The 19,701-nt window shown below is 68.3% G+C and carries 19 protein-coding genes; 13 read left to right on the forward strand and 6 right to left on the reverse strand.

Annotated elements, in window-relative coordinates; translation table 11 throughout:
* Positions 1-135: 135 nt before the first annotated feature.
* Complete coding sequence (gene lon / locus G6N51_RS03705) at positions 136-2,457, reverse strand: endopeptidase La (protein WP_083173045.1); 2,322 nt, start codon at positions 2,455-2,457, stop codon at positions 136-138.
* Positions 2,458-2,577: 120 nt separating this feature from the next.
* Here lon and G6N51_RS03710 point away from each other — a divergent pair, with 120 nt between their 5' ends.
* Positions 2,578-3,708, forward strand: a complete 1,131-nt coding sequence (locus G6N51_RS03710; protein ID WP_142275052.1) for a phytanoyl-CoA dioxygenase family protein — start codon at positions 2,578-2,580, stop codon at positions 3,706-3,708.
* Between the two features lie 5 nt (positions 3,709-3,713).
* Here the strand turns inward: G6N51_RS03710 and G6N51_RS03715 are convergent, their stop codons facing one another.
* Complete coding sequence (locus G6N51_RS03715; protein ID WP_083173114.1) at positions 3,714-4,958, reverse strand: alpha-hydroxy acid oxidase; 1,245 nt, start codon at positions 4,956-4,958, stop codon at positions 3,714-3,716.
* Between the two features lie 18 nt (positions 4,959-4,976).
* On the opposite strand from G6N51_RS03715, the gene G6N51_RS03720 reads away from it, so the two are divergent.
* Positions 4,977-5,414, forward strand: a complete 438-nt coding sequence (locus G6N51_RS03720; protein ID WP_083173047.1) for a DUF1810 domain-containing protein — start codon at positions 4,977-4,979, stop codon at positions 5,412-5,414.
* Here the strand turns inward: G6N51_RS03720 and G6N51_RS03725 are convergent.
* The 3 genes from G6N51_RS03725 to G6N51_RS03735 are packed head-to-tail and all read right to left on the reverse strand — an operon-like array spanning position 5,400 to position 7,872.
* Positions 5,400-6,707 carry an alpha-amylase family protein gene (locus tag G6N51_RS03725; RefSeq protein WP_163750639.1) on the reverse strand — a complete coding sequence of 436 codons (1,308 nt, stop codon included), beginning with the start codon at positions 6,705-6,707 and terminating at the stop codon, positions 5,400-5,402. The genes G6N51_RS03720 and G6N51_RS03725 overlap by 15 nt on opposite strands.
* 4 nt (positions 6,708-6,711) lie before the next feature.
* A complete protein-coding gene (locus tag G6N51_RS03730; protein ID WP_083173048.1) occupies positions 6,712-7,248 on the reverse strand; it encodes an alkyl hydroperoxide reductase in 537 nt (178 codons plus the stop codon).
* Between the two features lie 36 nt (positions 7,249-7,284).
* Complete coding sequence (locus G6N51_RS03735) at positions 7,285-7,872, reverse strand: peroxiredoxin (protein WP_083173049.1); 588 nt, start codon at positions 7,870-7,872, stop codon at positions 7,285-7,287.
* A gap of 102 nt (positions 7,873-7,974) precedes the next feature.
* Here G6N51_RS03735 and G6N51_RS03740 point away from each other — a divergent pair, with 102 nt between their 5' ends.
* From G6N51_RS03740 to G6N51_RS03755, 4 genes are read left to right on the forward strand one after another with little or no spacing between them, the layout of a single operon-like run.
* On the forward strand, positions 7,975-8,910 hold the full coding sequence (locus G6N51_RS03740; RefSeq protein WP_083173050.1) for a hydrogen peroxide-inducible genes activator: 936 nt from the start codon (positions 7,975-7,977) through the stop codon (positions 8,908-8,910).
* Positions 8,911-8,937: 27 nt separating this feature from the next.
* Entirely contained in the window at positions 8,938-9,648 is a 711-nt protein-coding gene (locus G6N51_RS03745; protein WP_083173051.1) for an EthD domain-containing protein, read from the forward strand.
* The gene (locus G6N51_RS03750) at positions 9,645-10,088 is read left to right on the forward strand and encodes a TIGR03618 family F420-dependent PPOX class oxidoreductase (RefSeq protein WP_083173052.1); all 444 of its coding nucleotides are present in this window, start codon (positions 9,645-9,647) and stop codon (positions 10,086-10,088) included. Before G6N51_RS03745 ends, G6N51_RS03750 begins: the two co-directional genes overlap by 4 nt.
* Before the next feature lie 18 nt (positions 10,089-10,106).
* On the forward strand, positions 10,107-10,859 hold the full coding sequence (locus tag G6N51_RS03755) for an enoyl-CoA hydratase/isomerase family protein (protein WP_083173053.1): 753 nt from the start codon (positions 10,107-10,109) through the stop codon (positions 10,857-10,859).
* 12 nt (positions 10,860-10,871) lie between these two features.
* Here G6N51_RS03755 and G6N51_RS03760 read toward each other — a convergent pair whose 3' ends face one another.
* Positions 10,872-11,057 (reverse strand): (2Fe-2S)-binding protein, encoded by a 186-nt coding sequence (locus tag G6N51_RS03760; protein WP_083173054.1) that lies wholly within the window; start codon positions 11,055-11,057, stop codon positions 10,872-10,874.
* Between the two features lie 356 nt (positions 11,058-11,413).
* Between G6N51_RS03760 and bfr the strand changes: the two genes are divergently transcribed.
* From bfr to G6N51_RS03795, 7 genes are all read left to right on the forward strand, one after another.
* Positions 11,414-11,893: a bacterioferritin gene (bfr, locus tag G6N51_RS03765; protein ID WP_055405255.1), complete on the forward strand. Its 480-nt coding sequence runs from the start codon at positions 11,414-11,416 to the stop codon at positions 11,891-11,893.
* Positions 11,894-12,007: 114 nt separating this feature from the next.
* A complete protein-coding gene (locus G6N51_RS03770) occupies positions 12,008-13,540 on the forward strand; it encodes an adenylate/guanylate cyclase domain-containing protein (RefSeq protein WP_083173055.1) in 1,533 nt (510 codons plus the stop codon).
* Positions 13,541-13,642: 102 nt separating this feature from the next.
* Positions 13,643-15,709: an MDR family MFS transporter gene (locus G6N51_RS03775; RefSeq protein ID WP_083173056.1), complete on the forward strand. Its 2,067-nt coding sequence runs from the start codon at positions 13,643-13,645 to the stop codon at positions 15,707-15,709.
* A gap of 29 nt (positions 15,710-15,738) precedes the next feature.
* Positions 15,739-16,233 (forward strand): carboxymuconolactone decarboxylase family protein, encoded by a 495-nt coding sequence (locus tag G6N51_RS03780; protein ID WP_083173057.1) that lies wholly within the window; start codon positions 15,739-15,741, stop codon positions 16,231-16,233.
* A 61-nt stretch (positions 16,234-16,294) separates the two neighbouring features.
* On the forward strand, positions 16,295-17,185 hold the full coding sequence (locus tag G6N51_RS03785; RefSeq protein WP_083173058.1) for a TIGR03854 family LLM class F420-dependent oxidoreductase: 891 nt from the start codon (positions 16,295-16,297) through the stop codon (positions 17,183-17,185).
* 41 nt (positions 17,186-17,226) lie between these two features.
* On the forward strand, positions 17,227-18,579 hold the full coding sequence (locus tag G6N51_RS03790; protein WP_083173059.1) for a type I glutamate--ammonia ligase: 1,353 nt from the start codon (positions 17,227-17,229) through the stop codon (positions 18,577-18,579).
* Between the two features lie 11 nt (positions 18,580-18,590).
* Positions 18,591-19,694, forward strand: a complete 1,104-nt coding sequence (locus tag G6N51_RS03795) for an amidohydrolase family protein (RefSeq protein WP_083173060.1) — start codon at positions 18,591-18,593, stop codon at positions 19,692-19,694.
* Positions 19,695-19,701 lie beyond the last annotated feature (7 nt).

Consider the following 19,701-nt stretch of genomic DNA (forward strand, 5'->3'; position numbering starts at 1 on the left):
CCTCACGGGCAGTCGAACCTCCAACCACCCAGTTACCCGGCGGATGGACGGGGAAAACCTTTTCGGCCCGTTTGCCGGCGTCGGTCCAGGTCCGGGACGCAAGCCGTTTCGCTCGCGTCCCGGCCCAATTCACGTTTATGCGGCGACGGTCACGGTGTCGGCCCGTGGTTCCAGCGCTTGGGCGACGATGTCGGCCACGTCGGTCATCGGCCGCACGTCCAGCGCGTCGAGCACCTCGGCGGGAACGTCGTCCAGGTCGGGTTCGTTGCGTGCCGGGATGAAAACCGTTGACAGGCCGGCCCGTTGCGCCGCGAGCAGCTTCTGCTTCACGCCGCCGATCGGCAGCACCCGCCCGTTCAGCGTGACCTCGCCGGTCATGCCGACGTCCGAGCGGACCTGGCGCCCGGTCGCCATCGACACCAGGGCGGTCACCATGGTGACACCGGCCGACGGGCCGTCCTTGGGCACGGCGCCGGCGGGCACGTGCACGTGGATGCGCCGGTCCAGGGCCTTGGGGTCGACGCCCAATAGGCCGGCGTGTGAGCGCACGTAGGACAGCGCGATCTGCGCCGACTCCTTCATCACGTCACCCAACTGTCCGGTCAGCTGCAATCCCGGCTCACCGTCGGTGGCCCCGGCTTCGATGTACAGCACGTCGCCGCCCAGGCCGGTGACGGCCAGGCCGGTGGCCACCCCGGGCACCGCCGTGCGCTCGGCCGATTCCGGCGTAAAGCGCGGGCGGCCAAGGTAGTCAACCAGATCCGGCTCGTCGACGGTGATCGGCTCGGGAGTTTCCGCCAGCTTGGTGGTCACCTTGCGCAGCGCCTTGGCCAGCAGCCGTTCGAACTGTCGCACCCCGGGTTCCCGCGTGTAGTCGGCGGCGATCTTGCGCAGCGCGGCATCCGTCAGCGTGACCTCGTCCTCGGTCAGCGCCGCGCGTTCCCGCTGCCGGGGCAGCAGGTAGTCCCGCGCGATGGCGACCTTGTCGTCCTCGGTGTAGCCGTCGATCTGCACCAGTTCCATGCGGTCCAGCAGGGCCGACGGGATGTTCTCGACGACGTTGGCGGTGGCCAGGAACACGACGTCGGACAGGTCGAGGTCGAGATCCAGGTAGTGGTCGCGGAACGTGTGGTTCTGCGCCGGGTCCAGGACCTCCAGCAAGGCGGCCGACGGGTCACCCCGGTAGTCGGAACCGACCTTGTCGATTTCATCCAGCAGGACAACGGGATTCATCGAACCCGCCTCGCCGATGGCACGCACGATGCGGCCCGGCAACGCCCCCACATAGGTGCGCCGGTGCCCACGGATCTCGGCCTCGTCGCGCACACCGCCCAGGGCGACGCGGACGAACTTGCGGCCCAGGGCCCGGGCGACGCTCTCACCCAGCGACGTCTTGCCGACGCCGGGGGGACCGGCCAGCACCATCACCGCGCCGGAGCCGCGGCCGCCGACGACCTGCAATCCGCGCTGGGCGCGGCGGGCACGCACGGCCAGGTATTCGACAATCCGGTCCTTGACGTCGTCCAGCCCGTGGTGGTCGGCGTCCAAGACGCCGCGCGCGGCCTTCAGGTCGGTCGAGTCCTCGGTCCGGACGTTCCAGGGCAGGTCGAGGACGGTGTCCAGCCAGGTGCGGATCCAGCCGCTCTCCGGGCTTTGGTCGCTGGACCGTTCCAGCTTGCCCACCTCGCGCAATGCGGCCTCCCGCACCTTCTCGGGCAGATCGGCAGCCTCGACGCGGGCCCGGTAGTCGTCGGATCCGTCGGGCTCACCCTCGCCCAGTTCCTTGCGGATCGCGGCCAGCTGCTGGCGCAGCAGGAACTCCTTCTGCGTCTTCTCCATGCCCTCGCGCACGTCCTCGGCGATCTTGTCGTTGACCTCGACCTCGGCCAGATGCGAGCTGGTCCAGTCGATCAGCAACCGCAGCCGCTCGGCGACGTCGACCGTCTCGACCAGTTGCCGCTTCTGCTCGCTGGACAGGTAGGACGCGTAACCGGAGGTGTCCGCCAGCGCCGACGGGTCGGTCAGCCGGTTGACGTAGTCGACGATCTCCCAGGCCTCGCGGCGCTGCAGCATGGCCAGCAGCAGCTTCTTGTACTCCGACGTCAGCGCCTTGATTTCGTCCGTCGTCGGGGCCTCGGGCACCTCGGTCACCTCGACCCACAGCGCCGCGCCGGGCCCGGACGCCCCCGTCCCGATCTGGGCTCTGCGCTCACCGCGTACGACGGCCGCGGTGCCGCCGCCGGCGATGCGTCCGACCTGCAATATCTTCGCGATCACCCCGTGCGACGGGTAACGGTCGTCTAGCCGGGGCGCGATGAGCAGCTGCCCGGATTCACTTGCCTGGGCGGCGTCGATCGCCGCCCGCGCGGCCTCGTCGAGCGCGACCGGGACGACCATGCCGGGCAACACGATGGTGTCGGTGACGAACAGCACCGGCATTGACTTGGCTTCAGCCATCAATCCTCCAAAATCTGAGTCTGATGCGCTCAACCCAGCCCGGCCCCGGTTTGTTCCCCTGTAAGCCTCCGCTGCGGCTGAGTGCTGGCGATCACACTGGCCGTCTTGGATAATCGGCCCGTGCCGCTGACGCACCCCGCCCCGACCGCCCTTGACCCGGATGTCCTCGAATCCGCGGCCGGAGACCTCGCCTCCACCGGCGCAATCACCTTCCTCGTCGACGACGACGCCGTCACTTATGCCGTCGAGGGTTCGACGATCCGCGTCGGCGAGGGGCAGCGGAGCGGAGACGCCGTCGTGCGCCTTTCCCGGCGGGCGTGGGACGACATGGTCGGCCAGATCCGCACGGTCATCAACCTCCTGCTCAGCGACGAGTTGTCCTTCGAGCGGGGCGGCTTCGACCAGCTGGCCGACTGGGACCCGGTCCTGCGGTACCTGCACGCCGGCGTCCCGCCGTACGACCCGGCTCGGGCCGACTTGGGCGGGCGCGACCCGCTCGCCACGTTCACGCTCGACGCCGACGACGCCGAGTTGGCCGCTCAGTTACGGACCATGGGTTACCTGCACGTCAAGGGGGTCTTCGACGCCGACGAGATGCGGGCCGCCAACCGCGAGGTCGACCGCCTCGCGGCCCAGGCCCGACCCGGGGACGACCGTTCGTGGTGGGCCACCGCCGAGGACGGCGCGAGCGTGCTGTGCCGATTGGTCTACGCAACGCTGCGCTCGCCCGCCCTCGCCGCGCTGGAAAACGATCCCAGGGTGCGCCGGCTGGGCACCCTTATCGATCCCGCGCTGCGCACCGCGCCCGACCGGATGGAAGGCAGCGCGGTGTTGCTCAAAGTGCCCGGGAACACCAGCGGGCTGGCGAACATCCCATGGCATCAGGACTGCGGCATGGGCGGACACGCTCTCATGTGCCCCGCGGTCAGCATCGGCATTCAACTGACCGGCTCGGACGCCGGCACCGGCAACCTTCAGGTGGTACCGGGCAGCCACGGTCAGGCCATCCATTACCGGTGGGAACAACGGCTCCAACAGGTACCGGTGGTGAGCATCGACACCGCCCCCGGCGACGTGACCGTCCACATCCAGGACCTGATGCACGCCTCACCCCGGCCGACCGGCGCCGGCGGCCGCCGCACGATGTACGTCACGCACTATCCGCCGCAACTCTTCGAGCACATCGGGCCCGGCGAGGCCTTCAACGACCTGGTACGCAACCGCACCGAACGGGTCGCACGCCTGCGGTAGCGCCGTCACGCGGGCGGTTCGACAGGCCCCAGCCGCCGCAGCTGCGTCACATGCTTCGGTGAGAGCTCCTCGAGGCAGGTGACACCCAGCAGTCGCATGGTGCGGATCACCCCTTCGGCCAGGATGTCGATGGCGCGGGTGACCCCGGCTTCGCCGCCGGCCATCAACCCGTACAGGTAGGCCCGCCCGACGAGCGTGCACCGCGCGCCCAGCGCGACCGCCGCCACGATGTCCGCACCCGACATGATGCCGGTGTCCAGCAGGATCTCGGTGTCCTTGCCGAACTCACGCGCGACCGAGGGCAGCAGGTGGAACGGCACCGGGGCCCGATCCAGTTGGCGCCCACCGTGATTCGACAGCACGATGCCGTCGACACCGCGGTCGACGACGGCGCGGGCGTCATCGAGCGTCTGGATGCCCTTGACGACCAACTTGCCCGGCCACTGCGCCTTGATCCACTCCAGGTCGTCGAAGGTGAGGCTCGGGTCGAACATGGTGCTCAGGTACTCGGCGACGGTGCCAGGCCACCGGTCCAGCGACGCGAACGCCAGCGGTTCGGTGGTCAGCAGGTCGAACCACCACTTCGGATGCGGCACCGCATCGAGCACGGTGCGCAGCGTCAGCGTCGGCGGGATCGTCATCCCGTTGCGGTTGTCGCGCAGTCGGGCGCCGGAGACCGGGACGTCGACGGTGGCCAGCAGGGTGTCGAAACCGGCCTCGGCCGCGCGCCGCACCAACGCCATCGAGCGTTCGCGGTCGCGCCACATGTACAGCTGAAACCACTTCCTGCCCTGGGGAACGGCGGCCACCAGGTCCTCGATGGCGCAGGTGCCGAGAGTGGACAGCGAGAACGGAATGCCGGCCTTGGCCGCGGCCGCCGCGCCGGCGATCTCGCCCTCGGTATGCATCAGCCGGGTGAAGCCGGTGGGCGCGATGCCGAACGGCAGGACGACCGGTTGGCCAAGGACGTTCCAGCCGGCGGTGACGTTGGTGACGTCACGCAGGATCGTCGGGTGAAACTCGATGTCGCGGAAGGCCTGTCGGGCCCGCCGGAGGGAAAGCTCGTCCTCGGCGGCGCCGTCGGTGTAGTCGAATGCCGCCTTGGGGGTGCGCCGTTTGGCGATGCGACGCAGATCTTCGATGGTGTACGCGGCGTCGAGGCGGCGCCTGGTCGCGTCGAACTGCGGCCGCTTGAATTGGATCAGCGGCGCGAGGTCGCGCACCTTGGGCACTCGCCGTTGGACTCCCACCTGTGCCACCGTAGTCACATGGAATCGGCGAGCGACCCCTACGATCTGAATCGCTTCACCAAGGCCCAGGCTGCGGTCTACCCGCACGTCGTCGCGGAGTTGCGCGACGGCCGAAAACGCGGTCACTGGATGTGGTTCGTGTTCCCGCAATTGCGCGGCCTGGGTAGCAGTCCGACCGCCGATCGGTATGGCATCTCCTCGCTCGGGGAAGCCAAGGGCTATCTGCGCCATGACGTGCTGGGACCGCGGCTGCGCGAGTGCACCCGGCTGGTCAACGAGGTGCAGGGCCGGTCCGTCCGCGACATCTTCGGCTCGCCCGACGACCTCAAGCTGCGCTCGTCGATGACGCTGTTCGCTCACGCGACCGACGACAACGAGGACTTCGTTGCGCTGCTCGACAAGTACTACGACGGCCGGCAGGATCAGCTCACGCTGGAGCGCCTAGGACGGGCCTAAAATCCGCCAGCCGTGCGGTTCCACGACCAGCGTGTCCACCACTTCTTGCGGCGGGGCCGCCGAACCGCCGATGACCTTGCGGTGGGCCGTACCCAGCTCCGGCAGCGCCAGGCGCAGCGGCTCGTCGCCGATGTTCAGCGCGACCAGCAGCGCGTCGTCGCCGCTGCGGGTCTCGTACACGTAGTGCCGGTTCTCCAACCGCAGCGCGCTGGTCGTCGCCCTGTGCAGCCACGGGTGACGGCGACGCAGCCCAATCAGGTACTGGTGCAACGCCCACATCTGGGCGCCGAAGGCATCCAATTCCATTGGGGGAGCACTGAACTCCGGTCGCACCGCGTCGTCGCCGCCGTAGCGTTCCTCTTTGACGCCGCGCAGTCCCAGCTCGTCGCCCGCGTACACGCTGGGCACGCCGCCGACGGTCAGCAGGATCACCAGCGCGTGCGCCACGTGCTCCGCGCGCTCGAGGCGGCTGGCGATGCGGGTGACGTCGTGGTTGCCGACGAAGGTGAGCGGGGCGAAGGCGGCGACGAACTCGCCATGCCGCTGCAGCGCCCAGTCCAGTTCGAAGAAGTTGCCGTCGTTGAGGCTGCTCCAGATCGCCTTCCACAGCTCGTATTGGGTGGCCGAGTCGAAGGTGGCGGCTCGCACCACCGCGGCGTAGTCACCGTGGATGAGCTCGCCGACGAACCAGGCGTCCGGGAACCGTTCCCGCACCCGCGGCAGCGCGGACGCCCAAAAGTGTTCTGGCACAGAGTATGCCGCATCGAGACGCCAACCGTCGGCGCCGCGTTGCAGCCAGTGCGCCATCACGTCCACGACGTAGTCGGTCACTTCGGGATTGTCGTGGTTGAGCGTGATCAGCTCCGAGTGGCCCTCGAAGGTGTGGAAGCGCCCGGGGCGTCCGCGAAACCAGCGCGCGGCCGCCTCATTGCTCGGGGCTTGCTGATAGCGGCCGAAATCCACGCCGACGTGGTTGAACACGCCGTCGAGCAGGATGCGCAGACCACGGCGACGGGCCTCGGCCACGAGGTGGTCGAAATCGGCGTCGTCACCGAGCCGCGGATCGATGCGGTAGTGGTCGGTGGTGTCGTAACCGTGTGTGCGCGAGGCGAAGATCGGTCCCAGCGCGACGCCCGACGCGCCCAGTGCGATGGCGTGATCGAACCAGTCGACGAGCCGCCGCAGCCGGTGTTCGTCCGGCTGCGGCGGCTCCGACACGGGAAAGGCGCCGACGAACCCAAGCGGATAGACCTGCCACCAGATCGCGTGTTCGACCCAGGCCGGTGCCGTCACTGCGTCAGCCGACGGTGGTCAGCGCTTGGGAGGCGACGAGGGCTTGCGCCACGCCGGAAATGATCGCCGCGGCCTTCAGCGCCTCCTGGATGCTCTCCCGGGTGGCACCGGCCTCGCGCAGCGTGTGCTCATGGGAGGCCACGCAATCCGGGCATCCGTTGATCGACGACACCGCGAAGCACCACAGCTCGAAGTTGGCCTTCGCCACCCCGGGGTTGGCGATGATGTTCATCCGCAATCCCGCGCGCAGGTCGTCGTACTTGCCGTCGAGGAAGCCCCGGCCACGGTAGAACACGTTGTTCATGCCCATGATCGATGCGGCCCCCAGCGCCGCGTTGTATGCCTCGGCGGACAGGACGTCGGCCGCCTCGGCGCCGATCTCGCTGATTACCTGGGTGTTTCGCGTCGCCGCGGCGCAGGCCAGCAGGGTGCCCCACAGCTGTTCCTCGTTGAGCTCGGTCGTGCGCGTGATCGAGCCCAGGTTCAGCTTGAGGTCCTTGGCGTACTCGGGTAGCGCCTCCTTGAGATTCTCTACGCTCATCTCGCCTCCTGATCAGACCCTATGGGATCGGGCCGACTAAGCCGAGGCCTTGAGCAGCTCGGTCGCGTTGAGCGTCGGGTCGCCCTTGCGCCAGTTGCAGGCGCACAACTCGTCGGACTGCAGCGCGTCCAGGACCCGCAGCACTTCCTCCACGTTGCGTCCCACGGATCCCGCGGTAACCGAAACGAATTGGATCTCGTTGTTGGGGTCCACCAGGAAGGTCGCCCGGTCGGCGACGCCGTCGGCGTTGAGCACGCCGGTGGCCAGGCTCAGCTCGCGCTTGATGTCCGAGAGCATGGGGAACGGCAGCTTCTTCAGGTCCTCGTGCTGGGCGCGCCAGTTGAAGTGCACGAATTCGCTGTCGATCGAGACGCCCAGCACCTGCGCGTCGCGGTCGGCGAATTCGTCGTTGAGCTTGCCGAACGCGGCGATCTCGGTCGGGCACACGAACGTGAAGTCCTTGGGCCAGAAGAACACAACGCGCCACTTGTCGGCGTGGTCCTCGCTGGTGACGGTGGTGAAGTAGTCTTCGGGCTGCTGGGCGTCGACCTTGGACAGGTCGCCCGCGATCAGCGCGGTGAGCTCGTAGGCGGGGAACTGGTCGCCGATGGTCAGCAGAGGCATGTCGCTCCTTTATTGGATTTACTCAAGATTAGCCTTCCTCGCCCATCGTGCCCGGTTAACCGGCCTGAAGTAAAGGTGATATTTCCCACTACACTTATAGGTATGCCCGATAGGATCTATCAGCCCACGATCGCCGGCCTGCGCGCGTTCGCCGCCATCGCCGAAAAGCGTCAGTTCAGCTCCGCCGCAACCACTCTCGGTGTCAGCCAGTCCACGCTGTCGCAGGCGCTCGCGGCGCTGGAGGCGGGACTCGGCACCCAGCTCGTCGAGCGCTCGACGCGGCGTGTCTTCTTGACGCCGGCGGGCGCGGAGCTGCTGCCGCGCGCCCTGGCCGTCATCGAGGCGATGGATGGGTTCACCGCCGCCGCCGCGGGATCATCGGATCCCCTGCGCGCCGGGATGCGCTTGGGGCTGATTCCGACGGTGGCGCCCTACGTCCTGCCGACCGTGCTGGCCGGCCTCGCCGAGCAATTCCCCGGAGTGGCGTTGCGGGTGACCGAAGACCAGACCGAGCGGCTGATGACGGTGTTGCGCGAGGGGGCGCTGGATGCCGCGCTGATCGCGTTGCCCGCCGACGCGAGCGGGGTCACCGCGATCCCCATCTACGACGAGGATTTCGTCCTCGCGCTACCGCCCGGACATCCGCTGTCGGGCAAGCGCCGGGTTCCGGCGACGGCGCTGGCCGACCTGCCGCTACTGCTCTTGGACGAGGGGCACTGCCTGCGCGATCAGGCGCTGGAGGTGTGCCACAAGGCGGGCGTGCGCGCGGAGCTGGCCAACACGCGGGCGGCGTCGCTGGCCACCGCGGTGCAATGCGTGACCGGCGGGTTGGGGGTCACGCTGATCCCGCAGAGCGCCGTGCCGGTGGAGGCGACGCGAAGCCGCCTCGGCCTGGCGCAGTTCGCCGCGCCCCGCCCCGGACGGCGCATCGGCCTGGTGTACCGGTCGTCCAGTGGCCGTGACGAGTCCTACCGCCGGCTGGCGAAGACCATCGGCACCTTGATCAGCGGCCGGCACGAGGTGCGGCTGGTCAAATAGCACGGGCGCCGACGGTAGGTTCTGCCTATGGAAAAGGTCATCGCCGTGCTCATGCGTTCCGATTCGGACGACCGGTGGTGCGCCCGCCAGCGCGGCCCCGTCGCCAACTCGCTGCTGGAGCTGGGCCTGCCGGGTTTGTCGGTCAACGTTCGCGACGACGCGGTGCGCCATTCGCTGATGACGCTGACGACGCTGGACCCGCCGGTCGCCGCGGTGGTGAGCATGTGGACCCAACAGTGCTACGGCGAGCAGATGACGGCCGCGCTGGCCCTGCTCGAGGCCGAATGCGAACACCTCGCCGCCTACCTGGTGACCGAATCGGTTCCGCTGAAGGCGCCGGCGACCGAATCGGGCACTCGCACAACGGGTCTGGCCAACATTGCGCTGCTGCGCCGACCCGCGGGCCTGGACGAGGGCAGCTGGCTGACCCGGTGGCAGCGCGACCACACCTCGGTGGCCATCGAGACGCAGTCGACCTTCGGCTACACCCAGAACTGGGTGGTGCGGACCCTCACGCCTGACGCTCCGGGAATCGCGGGCATCGTCGAAGAGTTGTTCCCCGCGGAGGCGATCACCGATCTCCAGGCGTTCTTCGGGGCCGCCGACGACGACGACCTGCAGGACCGCTTGGGCCGAATGGTCGCCAGCACCACGGCGTTCGGCGCCAACGAGAACATCGACACCGTCCCCACCAGCCGCTACGTCTTCAGGACACCGTTCATCGAGGAACTCACATGACAACTCTGCGCGACGCCGTGGCGCTGGCCGCCGCGGAAAATGGGCTGGCGGTGGTGTCCACCGTTCGTGCCGACACCACGGTGCAGGCCTCGCTGGTCAACGTCGGCCTGCTGGCGCATCCGGAAACCGGCCAGGACGTCCTGGGCTTCACCACCTACGGCAAGGTGAAGTTGGCCAACCTCCGGGAGCGGCCGCAGCTGGCGGTCACCTTCCGCGCCGGATGGCAGTGGGCGACCGTCGAGGGCCGGGCGGAGCTGGCCGGCCCGGACGACGCCCCGCCCTGGCTCACCACGGACGACCAGCTGCGGCTGTTGCTCCGCGAGGTTTTCACCGCCGCGGGCGGCACCCACGACGACTGGGACACCTACGACCGCGTCATGGCGCGGGAGCGGCGGGCCGTCGTGCTGATCGCGCCGACCCGCGTCTACAGCAACGGCTGACCTCGTTAGGCTGCAGCCGTGACGCTGCAGATCGATGACGAGAAGCGGGTGCGCACCCTCACGCTGAACCGGCCCGAGGCGCTCAACGCATTCAACGAGGCCCTGTACGACGCCACCGCGGAAGCGCTGCACGCCGCCGCCGAGGATCCCGAGGTCGCCGTGGTGCTCCTCACCGGCGCGGGCCGCGGCTTCAGCGCCGGCACCGACCTCGCCGAGATGCACGCGCGCATCACCGATCCGGGTTTCACCCCCGGCAAGCACGGGTTCACCGGACTGATCGATGCCCTCAGCGCCTTCCCCAAGCCGCTGATCTGCGCGGTCAACGGCGTCGGAGTCGGCATCGGCGCGACGATCCTGGGCTATGCGGATCTGGCGTTCATGTCGTCGACCGCCCGCCTGAAGTGCCCCTTCACCAGCCTGGGCGTGGCGCCGGAGGCGGCTTCCTCATACTTGCTGCCCCAGCTGGTGGGCCGGCAGAACGCCGCCTGGCTGTTGATGTCCTCGGAGTGGGTCGACGCCCACGAGGCGTTGCGGATGGGCCTGGTCTGGCGAGTCTGCGACCCCGAGGACCTGTTGCCCGAAGCCCGTCGTCACGCGGAAGTCCTTGCCAGTCGACCCATTTCGAGCCTGATGGCGGTCAAGCACACGATGATGGAACCGGTTCGCCCCGAGATCAGGGCGGCGACCGCGCGGGAAAACGCCCACTTCGCCGAACTGATGGGGGCGCAGGCCAACGCCGCGGCCCTGGCGGAATTCAACAAGTCCCGCTGAGCGGGTGGCGCTTCAGAGCGATCGCGCGGTTTCCAGGTTGGCCGACGCGGCGATGATCGCCCGCAGCGTCCTCTTGCACCGCCCGCAGTCGCCGCCGGCCCCACAGGCGGCCGCAACCTCTTTGGAGGTGGAGGCGCCGCGCGCGACCACCTCGGACACCGTGTGATTGGTCACGCCGACACACAGGCACACGTACATCAGCGCATCCCCTGCATGCGGGCGGCATTCCCATCGTCGACGGCGTGGCCAAGCGAGCGCACTTCGTCCTCCCTCTCGGACCCCGTGTCACCGGAGTCGCCAGAAAAAGCGCCGAACTGAGACCCAGTATTAGTTGAGTCTAACCTAAGTTCGTTAGCGCAGTCTAACCTTAGTGGCCAGCAACGTCGGTCACTGGAGCCGCGCAGGACACCCACTGAGCACAGCCATACCTTGCTGGAAGATTGCACCTCGGCATGGCAAAGTGCGACTACGGCCCGACAAGGTGCGCGCAGCCCCGCGCACCCCGCCCGCGGCCGAGAACGACCACCGTTTACACGTCACGTAGGGGAGTGATCATGCAAGGGGATCCCGATGTCTTGCGCTTGCTCAACGAGCAGTTGACCGGCGAGCTCACCGCGATCAACCAATATTTCCTGCATTCCAAGATGCAGGACAACTGGGGATTCACCGAGCTCGCCGAGCACACCCGGGCCGAGTCCTTCGATGAGATGCGGCACGCCGAGGCGATCACCGACCGCATTCTGCTGCTCGACGGGTTGCCCAACTACCAGCGCCTCTTTTCGCTGCGCATCGGCCAGACGCTGCGCGAGCAGTTCGAGGCGGACCTGGCCATCGAATACGAGGTGATGGACCGGCTCAAGCCCGGCATCATCATGTGCCGCGAGAAGCAGGACACCACCAGCGCCAATCTGCTGGAAGAGATCGTGGCAGACGAGGAAAAGCACATCGACTACCTCGAGACGCAGCTCGAGCTGATGGACAAGCTCGGCGTGGAGCTCTACTCGGCGCAGTGCGTCTCGAGGCCGCCGAGCTAAGCCTCGGTCAGGCCCGGCCACATCGCACTGGCTGCAGTCTCGGGCGGGTCCACCTCTCGAAGCGGCCACGTTCAAACTCGGATGGCAGGGTAGCCGGCCGATTAGTCTCCCGGCATGGATCGCATCTGGCAGTGGGCATGGAATCGGTTCGGGACGCGATATTCGTGGGCGATCTATGCGGTCAGCGTCTCCGAGTTGCTGTCGGTCTACCTCGCTTTCTCGTTGCTGATCGTCGCGTTCGAGAGGTCCGATCACTACGTCGAGGCGGCCGCGGTGACCGTTGGCACCGTGCTGGTGATGGTGTACGTCACCAATCTCCCCGGACTGGGCGGAAGCCGTCTTGTTGAGCGGTGGGCGGCCGGGCGCCAGGTCGATCGGGCGAGGGCACTGGACGCCACGTACGCCTGGAGCCGGACGGCCGGGCCTCGGGGGGTGGCGACCAACGCCGTCTTCATCGCCGCGTTGTTCCTCATCGTGGGTGCCATCGCCGGGGCGACCGGGTCACGATTAGTCCAGTTCGCGATACTCGGCGCCGCCACAGGAATTTCGGTGGTGCTGATCGCCGTGCACAGCTACCCCGAAGGGGCCCTGCGGCCCGCCAGGGTTGCTCTCGCCGGTGACACCGGAATGGGTGACGCCATGCCCCGCTCTCGCCCGACTTTCGCCGCGTGGTCGAACGTGACCGTACTCGGGACCGCGTTCGTTTTCGCCATTGTCGGCGCGCTGTTCGCAGTCGCGATCGATCGGGTCCGGGAAGCCCCCGTCCTCCTCGTCGTCATCGGTTGTGGCTTGGTGCTCATCTTCGCGGTGCCGATCACCGTCGGCGCCTCGTTCGCCCCGTCCCTGCAACCCCTTCGCGACCTTGCTGCAGGAACCGAACGTGTTGCGGCCGGCAACTACAGCCAACGCCTCCCGGTGGTTCAAGACGACGATCTCGGCGCACTGGCGGCGTCCTTCAACCGCATGCAAGCGGGATTGGCCGAGCGGCAACGACTTCACGCGGCCTTCGGCACTTATGTCGATCCAGCCCTGGCGGCGCGCCTGCTGGAGCAGGGTGACGATGTGTTCACGGGAGAACGGCGCCAGGTGACGGTGATGTTCGTCGACATCCGCGACTTCACGCCGTTCGCCGAGGCGAATACCGCCGAAGACACGGTGGCCCGCCTCAATGCCCTGTTCGAGATCGTGGTGCCTGCGGTTGTCGCCGCCGGTGGGCACGTCAACAAGTTCCTCGGCGACGGCGCACTGGCGGTGTTCGGCGCGCCGAACGACCTTGCGAATCATGCCGACGCCGCGGTGGGCGCCGCGGTGCTGATTCAGCGTCGTGTCGCCGAGCGATTCGGCGGCACACTTCGGATCGGCATCGGCATCAACACCGGCGCGGTGATCGCCGGCACCATCGGCGGCGGAGGCAAGCTCGAGTTCACCCTGATCGGTGACACCGTCAACGTCGCTGCCCGCGTCGAGCAGCTCACCAAGACCACGGGCGATGCGATCCTTCTCACCCGGCAGTCCGTCAACGCCATGGGTTCTCGACCATCCGCACTAATCGATCGGGGATCGCACGCCCTGAAAGGTAAGTCAGCCCCGGTGCAGGTCTTCGGCCTCGAGCAAGAGGCCGGCGCGCGGGTTGATTCCGCTGGTTAGGGGAGGCGGATCAAGCTCCGCGGACCACTTCGCTGCCGCGGTTAGATTGCCGTTGGTCAACCGTGGGCATCCCTGGGCAACGGTCGCCGACGGAAGGCAGGCATGACGAGCCCGGCAGCAATTCGAGGCAGTTCATCGACGGACGCCGCGCCCAGCGGCGCGCTGGGCGACCCGCAGCGACGCAATTTCATCTTCGTGGCGATCCTGCTCGGCATGCTGATGGCCGCCCTGGACCAGACGATCGTGGCGACCGCGTTGCCCACCATTGTCGCCAATCTTGGTGGCGCAGGCCATCAATCGTGGGTGGTCACCAGCTACTTGCTCGCCTCGACCATCATCACCGCCCTCGTCGGCAAGTTCGGTGACCTGTTCGGTCGCAAACGGGTGTTCCAGGCAGCCGTCGTATTCTTCGTCGCCGGATCGGTGCTGTGTGGGCTCTCGAGCTCGATGGGCATGCTGGTCGCGTCACGAGCGCTGCAGGGCATCGGCGGCGGCGGGCTCATGGTCACCGCCATGGCGCTGATCGGCGAGGTGATCCCGCTGCGGGACCGCGGCCGCTACCAGGGCGCGATGGGCGCGGTATTCGGCGTCACCACGGTGATCGGTCCCTTGCTCGGCGGCTACTTCACCGACCACTTCACCTGGCGCTGGGCGTTCTGGATCAACGTGCCGATCTCCGTTGTGGTCTTCTTCGTGGCGGCCGCCGCCATCCCGGCGCTCTCCGACCGCACCAAACCGGTCATCGACTACACCGGCATCCTGTTGGTCGGCCTGGGCGCCACCGGGCTGACCCTGGCCACCAGCTGGGGCGGCACCACCTACCCGTGGGGATCGCCGGTGATCATCGGCCTGTTCGCCGGCTCGGTGATCGCGTTGTGCCTCTTCGCCTGGGTGGAAAGCCGCGCCGCCGCGCCGATCCTGCCGACCCGGCTGTTCGGCAATCCGGTGTTCACCGTGTGCTGCGTCCTGTCCTTCGTGGTCGGTTTCGCGATGCTGGGCGCCCTGACCTTCCTGCCGACGTACATGCAGTTCGTCGACGGTGTCTCGGCCACCACGTCGGGCCTGCGCACGTTGCCGATGGTGCTCGGGATGCTGACCACCTCGATGGGCAGTGGCGTCATCGTCGGCCGCACGGGCAGATACAAGGTCTTTCCCGTCGCCGGTACCGCCGTCATGGCCGTGGCGTTCTTTCTGATGTCGCGGATGGACCCGTCGACATCGGTATTGGTTCAATCGCTCTTCCTTGTCATCCTGGGCGCCGGGATCGGGATGTGCATGCAGACGCTCGTCCTGATCGTGCAGAACACCGTGGGCTTCGACGACCTCGGCGTAGCGACCTCCGGCGTCACCTTCTTCCGCACGATCGGCAGCTCGTTCGGCGCAGCCATCTTCGGTTCACTGTTCACGAACTTCCTGCACAGCCGGATCGGCCCGGCGCTGGTGGCCAGCCGCGCGCCGGCCGCGGCCGCTGCGTCGCCCGAGGCGTTGCACCGATTGCCCCGCGAGGCGGCCGCTCCGATCGTCGCCGCCTACTCCGAGTCGCTCACCCACGTGTTCGGATGGGCGGTTCCGGTCGCGCTGGTGGGGTTCGTGCTGGCGTTGTTCCTGCGGGAGGTCCCCCTGCGGGAACTGCACGACAGCACAATCGATCTCGGCGACGCGTTCGGCATGCCGAACACCGAGACCCCGGATCAGATGCTGGAGGGCGCGGTCGAACGCATGCTGCGCGGCGTGCCCGGCATGCGATTGCGCAGCATCGCCATGCGGCCCGACTGCCGACTCGACGTGGCCGGCTTGTGGGGCGTCCTGCGCATCAACCGCTACGGACAGATGTACGGCACGGCCCGGCTCACCGACATCGCCGACTACCTACGGATACCGTTCGAGGTCTTGGAGCCCACCTTCTCGCGCCTGATCGCGACCGGATACGCCCGGGGCGACGGCAACCAGTTGTGGCTGACACCCGCGGGGGCCCAGCAGGTGGACTACGTGCACTCGCTGCTGGTGGGCTGGCTGGTCGACAAGCTCGCCCGGTCACCGGGATTCGACGGACGGCCGGATCGTCGCGTGGTCGAAGCGGCGCTGAATCGGGTCGCGGGTCGCGTTCTGGCGCAACGGGACTGGAACGACGACCGTCCCACCACGAAGATCCCGGTGCCCACACCCTGAAACGGGCGCTCCGGGCGTACCATCACGCCATGAGCCGAATCGGAACATTTGCTGACGACGACCTGGCCGGCTGGTTCGCGAAGTCTCCGGACATCGGCGGCGCACTCGGCGGCTTCAGCAACGCGGTCTACACCAAGAACCGGTTGCCGCTGCGCACCCGCGAACTGGCCCGCGCCGTGATCGCCCACCGCAACGAATGCGTCGTCTGCGTCAACACCCGTGACGAGGACGGGCCCTCCGCCGGTGTCGACGAAGAGCTCTACGACCACGCCCGGGAGTGGCGCACCTGGCCCGGCTACAGCGAGCAGGAGCGGCTGGCGGCCGAGTTCGCGGACCGATTCGCCACCGACCACACCGCGCTGCGCGACGACGAGGATTTCTGGAGCCGTTGCTCCGAACACTTCTCCGACGAGTTGCTGGCCGACTTGGCCCTGTCGTGCGCGCTGTGGGTCGGCATGGGCCGCGTGTTGCGGACCCTCGACATCGGCCAAGCCTGCAAGCTGACCATCCCCAGCCGCGCATAGCCGACCCCACGCCGCGGGCATTCGTGGGCACAAACCGCGGCACCGCGGTGTTGCTCGGTGGGTGAAGATTCGTTTCGGCGTCGGCCTGGGTGCGGACACCGCTCCAGATCAGTTGGGCCCCATCGTAGATCACCTGGAGACCAGCGGGGTCGACTCGCTCTGGTTCTCCGAGCTGGTATACACCCCGGCGGTCGATCCGGTGGTGGGGATGGCCTACGCGCTCGCCAGGACGACCCGGTTGAAGGTCGGCACCTCGGTGGCGGTGCTTCCGGGGCGGCACCCGGTATTGGTCGCCAAGCAATTGGCCTCCCTGGCGGCCCTGGCGCCCAAGCGGGTCCTTCCCGTCTTCGGCCTACGGTCGGCGATCCCGGCCGAACGTGAGGTGTTCGTGGTCCCCGACGGAGAGCGGGCCGCGGTGTTCGAGGAGTCGCTGCGGGTGCTGCGCTCGGCGCTGGTCGAGGATGCGGCCGACTACAGCGGCAGGTATTTCACCGTCAGTGGCGCCGCGGTCATGCCGCGGCCGAACCCGCCGCTGGACATCTGGTTGGGCGGCTCGGCGCCGGCGGCGTTCCGGCGCATCGGCGCGCTGGCCGACGGCTGGTTGGGCAGTTTCTTGACCCCGGCGGAGGCGCGGGCGGGCCGGGAGGCGATCGAACAGGCCGCGGCGCAAGCGGGCCGGCACATCGATCCCGATCACTTCGGGATCTCATTGGCCGTGGTGGACGGCGCCGGCGGCGAGCTACCCACGGGCCTGGCCGCGGCGGTCCGGAGCCGGCGGCCCGACGTCGACCCCGCCGAGCTGATCGCCGCCGACTGGGATCAGCTGCACCGACAACTGGACGCCTACATCGACGCGGGACTGACGAAATTCGTCATTCGGCCGGCGGGCGGCGCGCCGTTGGACGGTTTCCTCGATCGGTTCGTCACCGAGCTGCTCGGCCGCCAGAACTGAATTCGCCGGCGGAACCGCCTCGAGCCTGCACAATGGCTGCCATGACCGGCACACCGCTTGCCGCCGCGGCGATCGCCCACCTGGAGGCCGAGGGCGTCGACACCGTGATCGGCACGGTCGTCAACCCCGCCGGGCTCACCCTGGCCAAGACGGTTCCGATCCGGCGGACGAACACGTTCGCCGACCCCGGCCTCGGCGCCAGCCCCTCGTGGCACGCCTTCGCGATCGACCAGACCGGTATCGCCTTCACCGGCGAGGTCGGCGTGATCGGCGACCAACGCGTCCGCATCGACCTTTCGGCCCTGCGCATCGTCGGCGACGGGCTCGCGTGGGCGCCCGCCGCGTTTTTCTCCCAGGACGGTGCACCCGTCCCCGCCTGCGCCCGCGGCGCGCTGAGCCGGATCGAGGCCGCGCTCAGCGAAGCCGGGATCGAGGCGATGATCGGGCACGAGGTCGAATTTCTCCTCGTCGCTCCCGACGGTGACCGCCTCCCGTCGACGTTGTGGGCGCAGTACGGCCTCGCCGGCGTCCTGGAGCACGAAGCGTTCGTCCGGGACGTCGTCCGGTCGATGGCCGCGGCGGGAATCGCGATCGAGCAGTTTCATCCCGAGTACGGTCCGAACCAGTTCGAACTCTCCCTGGCGCCACAATCCCCGGTCGCCGCCGCCGACCAACTGGTGCTGGTGCGGCTCATCGTCGGGCGAGTGGCCCGCCGCCATGGGGTTCGCATCAGCCTGTCACCCGCACCGTTTGCCGGTGGCGTCGGATCCGGTGCGCATCAACATTTTTCGCTGACCATGCCGGAGGGCCCCCTGTTCTCCGACGGCCCGTGCGCCCGGGGCATGACGGCGGCGGGGGAGAGCGCGGTGGCGGGGGTGGTTGCCGGACTGCCGGAGGCGCAGGGCGTCCTGTGCGGCTCGATCGTGTCCGGCTTACGGATGCAGCCCGGCAATTGGGCCGGCGCGTATGCGTGCTGGGGGACCGAGAACCGCGAGGCGGCGGTGCGATTCATCGCGGGTGGTCCGGCCAACCCCCGGGGGGGAAACGTCGAGGTGAAGATCGTCGACCCCTCCGCAAACCCCTACCTGGCGTCGGCGGCGATCCTGGGGCTTGCGGTGGATGGAATCAAACGCCGGGCCGCGCTGCCACCGGAGATCACGATCGACCCGACGGCGCTGTCCGATTCCGACCGGGTGCGCGACGGCGTCGTCGGCCTGCATCGGGGGCAGGCCGAAGTGATTGCCGCACTGGACCGTTCGGAGTTGCTGCGGGGCATTCTGGGCGACGCCGCGGTCGACATGGTGGTTGCGGTCCGCCGTCTCGAACACGAACGCTACGGCGGCCTCGACACCGAGCAACTTGCGGACAAGTTTCGCATGGCCTGGAGCCTGTGACGGGTCCCGCGATGACGTCCGACGCGCTGGCCCAGCACATCGGCGAAGTGACGCTGATCGATCAACACGTCCACGGTTGCTGGTCGGCGGCGGGGGATCTGCGGCGGTTCGAGAACGCGCTCAACGAGGCGAACACCGAACCCATCGTGGGCTCGGGTTTCGACTCGCAACTCGGCTTCGCGGTGCGCGCCCACTGCGGGCCCGTCTTGGGCCTGCCCAAACACGTTGATCCGCAATCCTATTGGGAGCACCGCAGCCGGCTCAGCGAGACGGAACTGGCCCGCACATTCCTGCCGGCGGCGGGAGTGAGCGATTGGCTGGTGGATACCGGGATAGCCGCCGACACCGCGAGCCTGGCCCGCATGGCCGAACTGTCCGGCGGCCGCGCGCACGAGGTCGTTCGCTTAGAGGAGGTGGCCGAGCAGGCCGCGCGCACGCCGGGCGACTACGCGGCGGCGTTCGACGACATCCTTCAGCGGCGCGCGGCGAGCGCGGTCGGCACCAAGTCGATCCTGGCCTACCGGGGCGGGTTTGAGGGGGACCTGAGCGAACCGTCGGCCGGGCAGGTCGCCGAGGCCGCCGGCCGGTGGCGCGACGACGGCGGTATCCGGTTACGGGACCGGGTGCTGCTGCGTTTCGGGTTGCATCGCGCGCTGCGGCTCGGCAAGCCGCTGCAGTTCCACGTGGGACTCGGCGACCGTGACTGCGACCTCCACAAGACCAACCCGCTGCTGTTGCTCGACTTCTTGCGGCGGTCGGGGGACACCCCGATCGTGTTGTTGCACTGCTACCCCTACGAGCGCGAGGCGGGCTATCTGGCGCAGGCCTTCAACAACGTCTATGTCGACGGCGGGTTGAGCGTGAACCAGCTCGGAGCGCGGGCACCGGCATTCGTCGCCCGGCTGCTGGAGCTGGCGCCCTTCGGCAAGATCCTCTATTCGTCGGACGGGTTCGGCCCCGCCGAACTCCATTTCCTCGGTGCGGCATTGTGGCGCAAGGCAATTCATCGCGTTTTGGGTGATTTCGTTGCCGATGACGACTGGAGCGAGCGTGACGCGATCCGGGTGGTTGACCTGATCGCGCACGACAACGCCGCCGGGCTCTACGGCGTTTGACCCCTGG

Origin of the sequence: Mycobacterium paraseoulense (genome assembly GCF_010731655.1) — a bacterium.
Classification (GTDB): domain Bacteria; phylum Actinomycetota; class Actinomycetes; order Mycobacteriales; family Mycobacteriaceae; genus Mycobacterium; species Mycobacterium paraseoulense.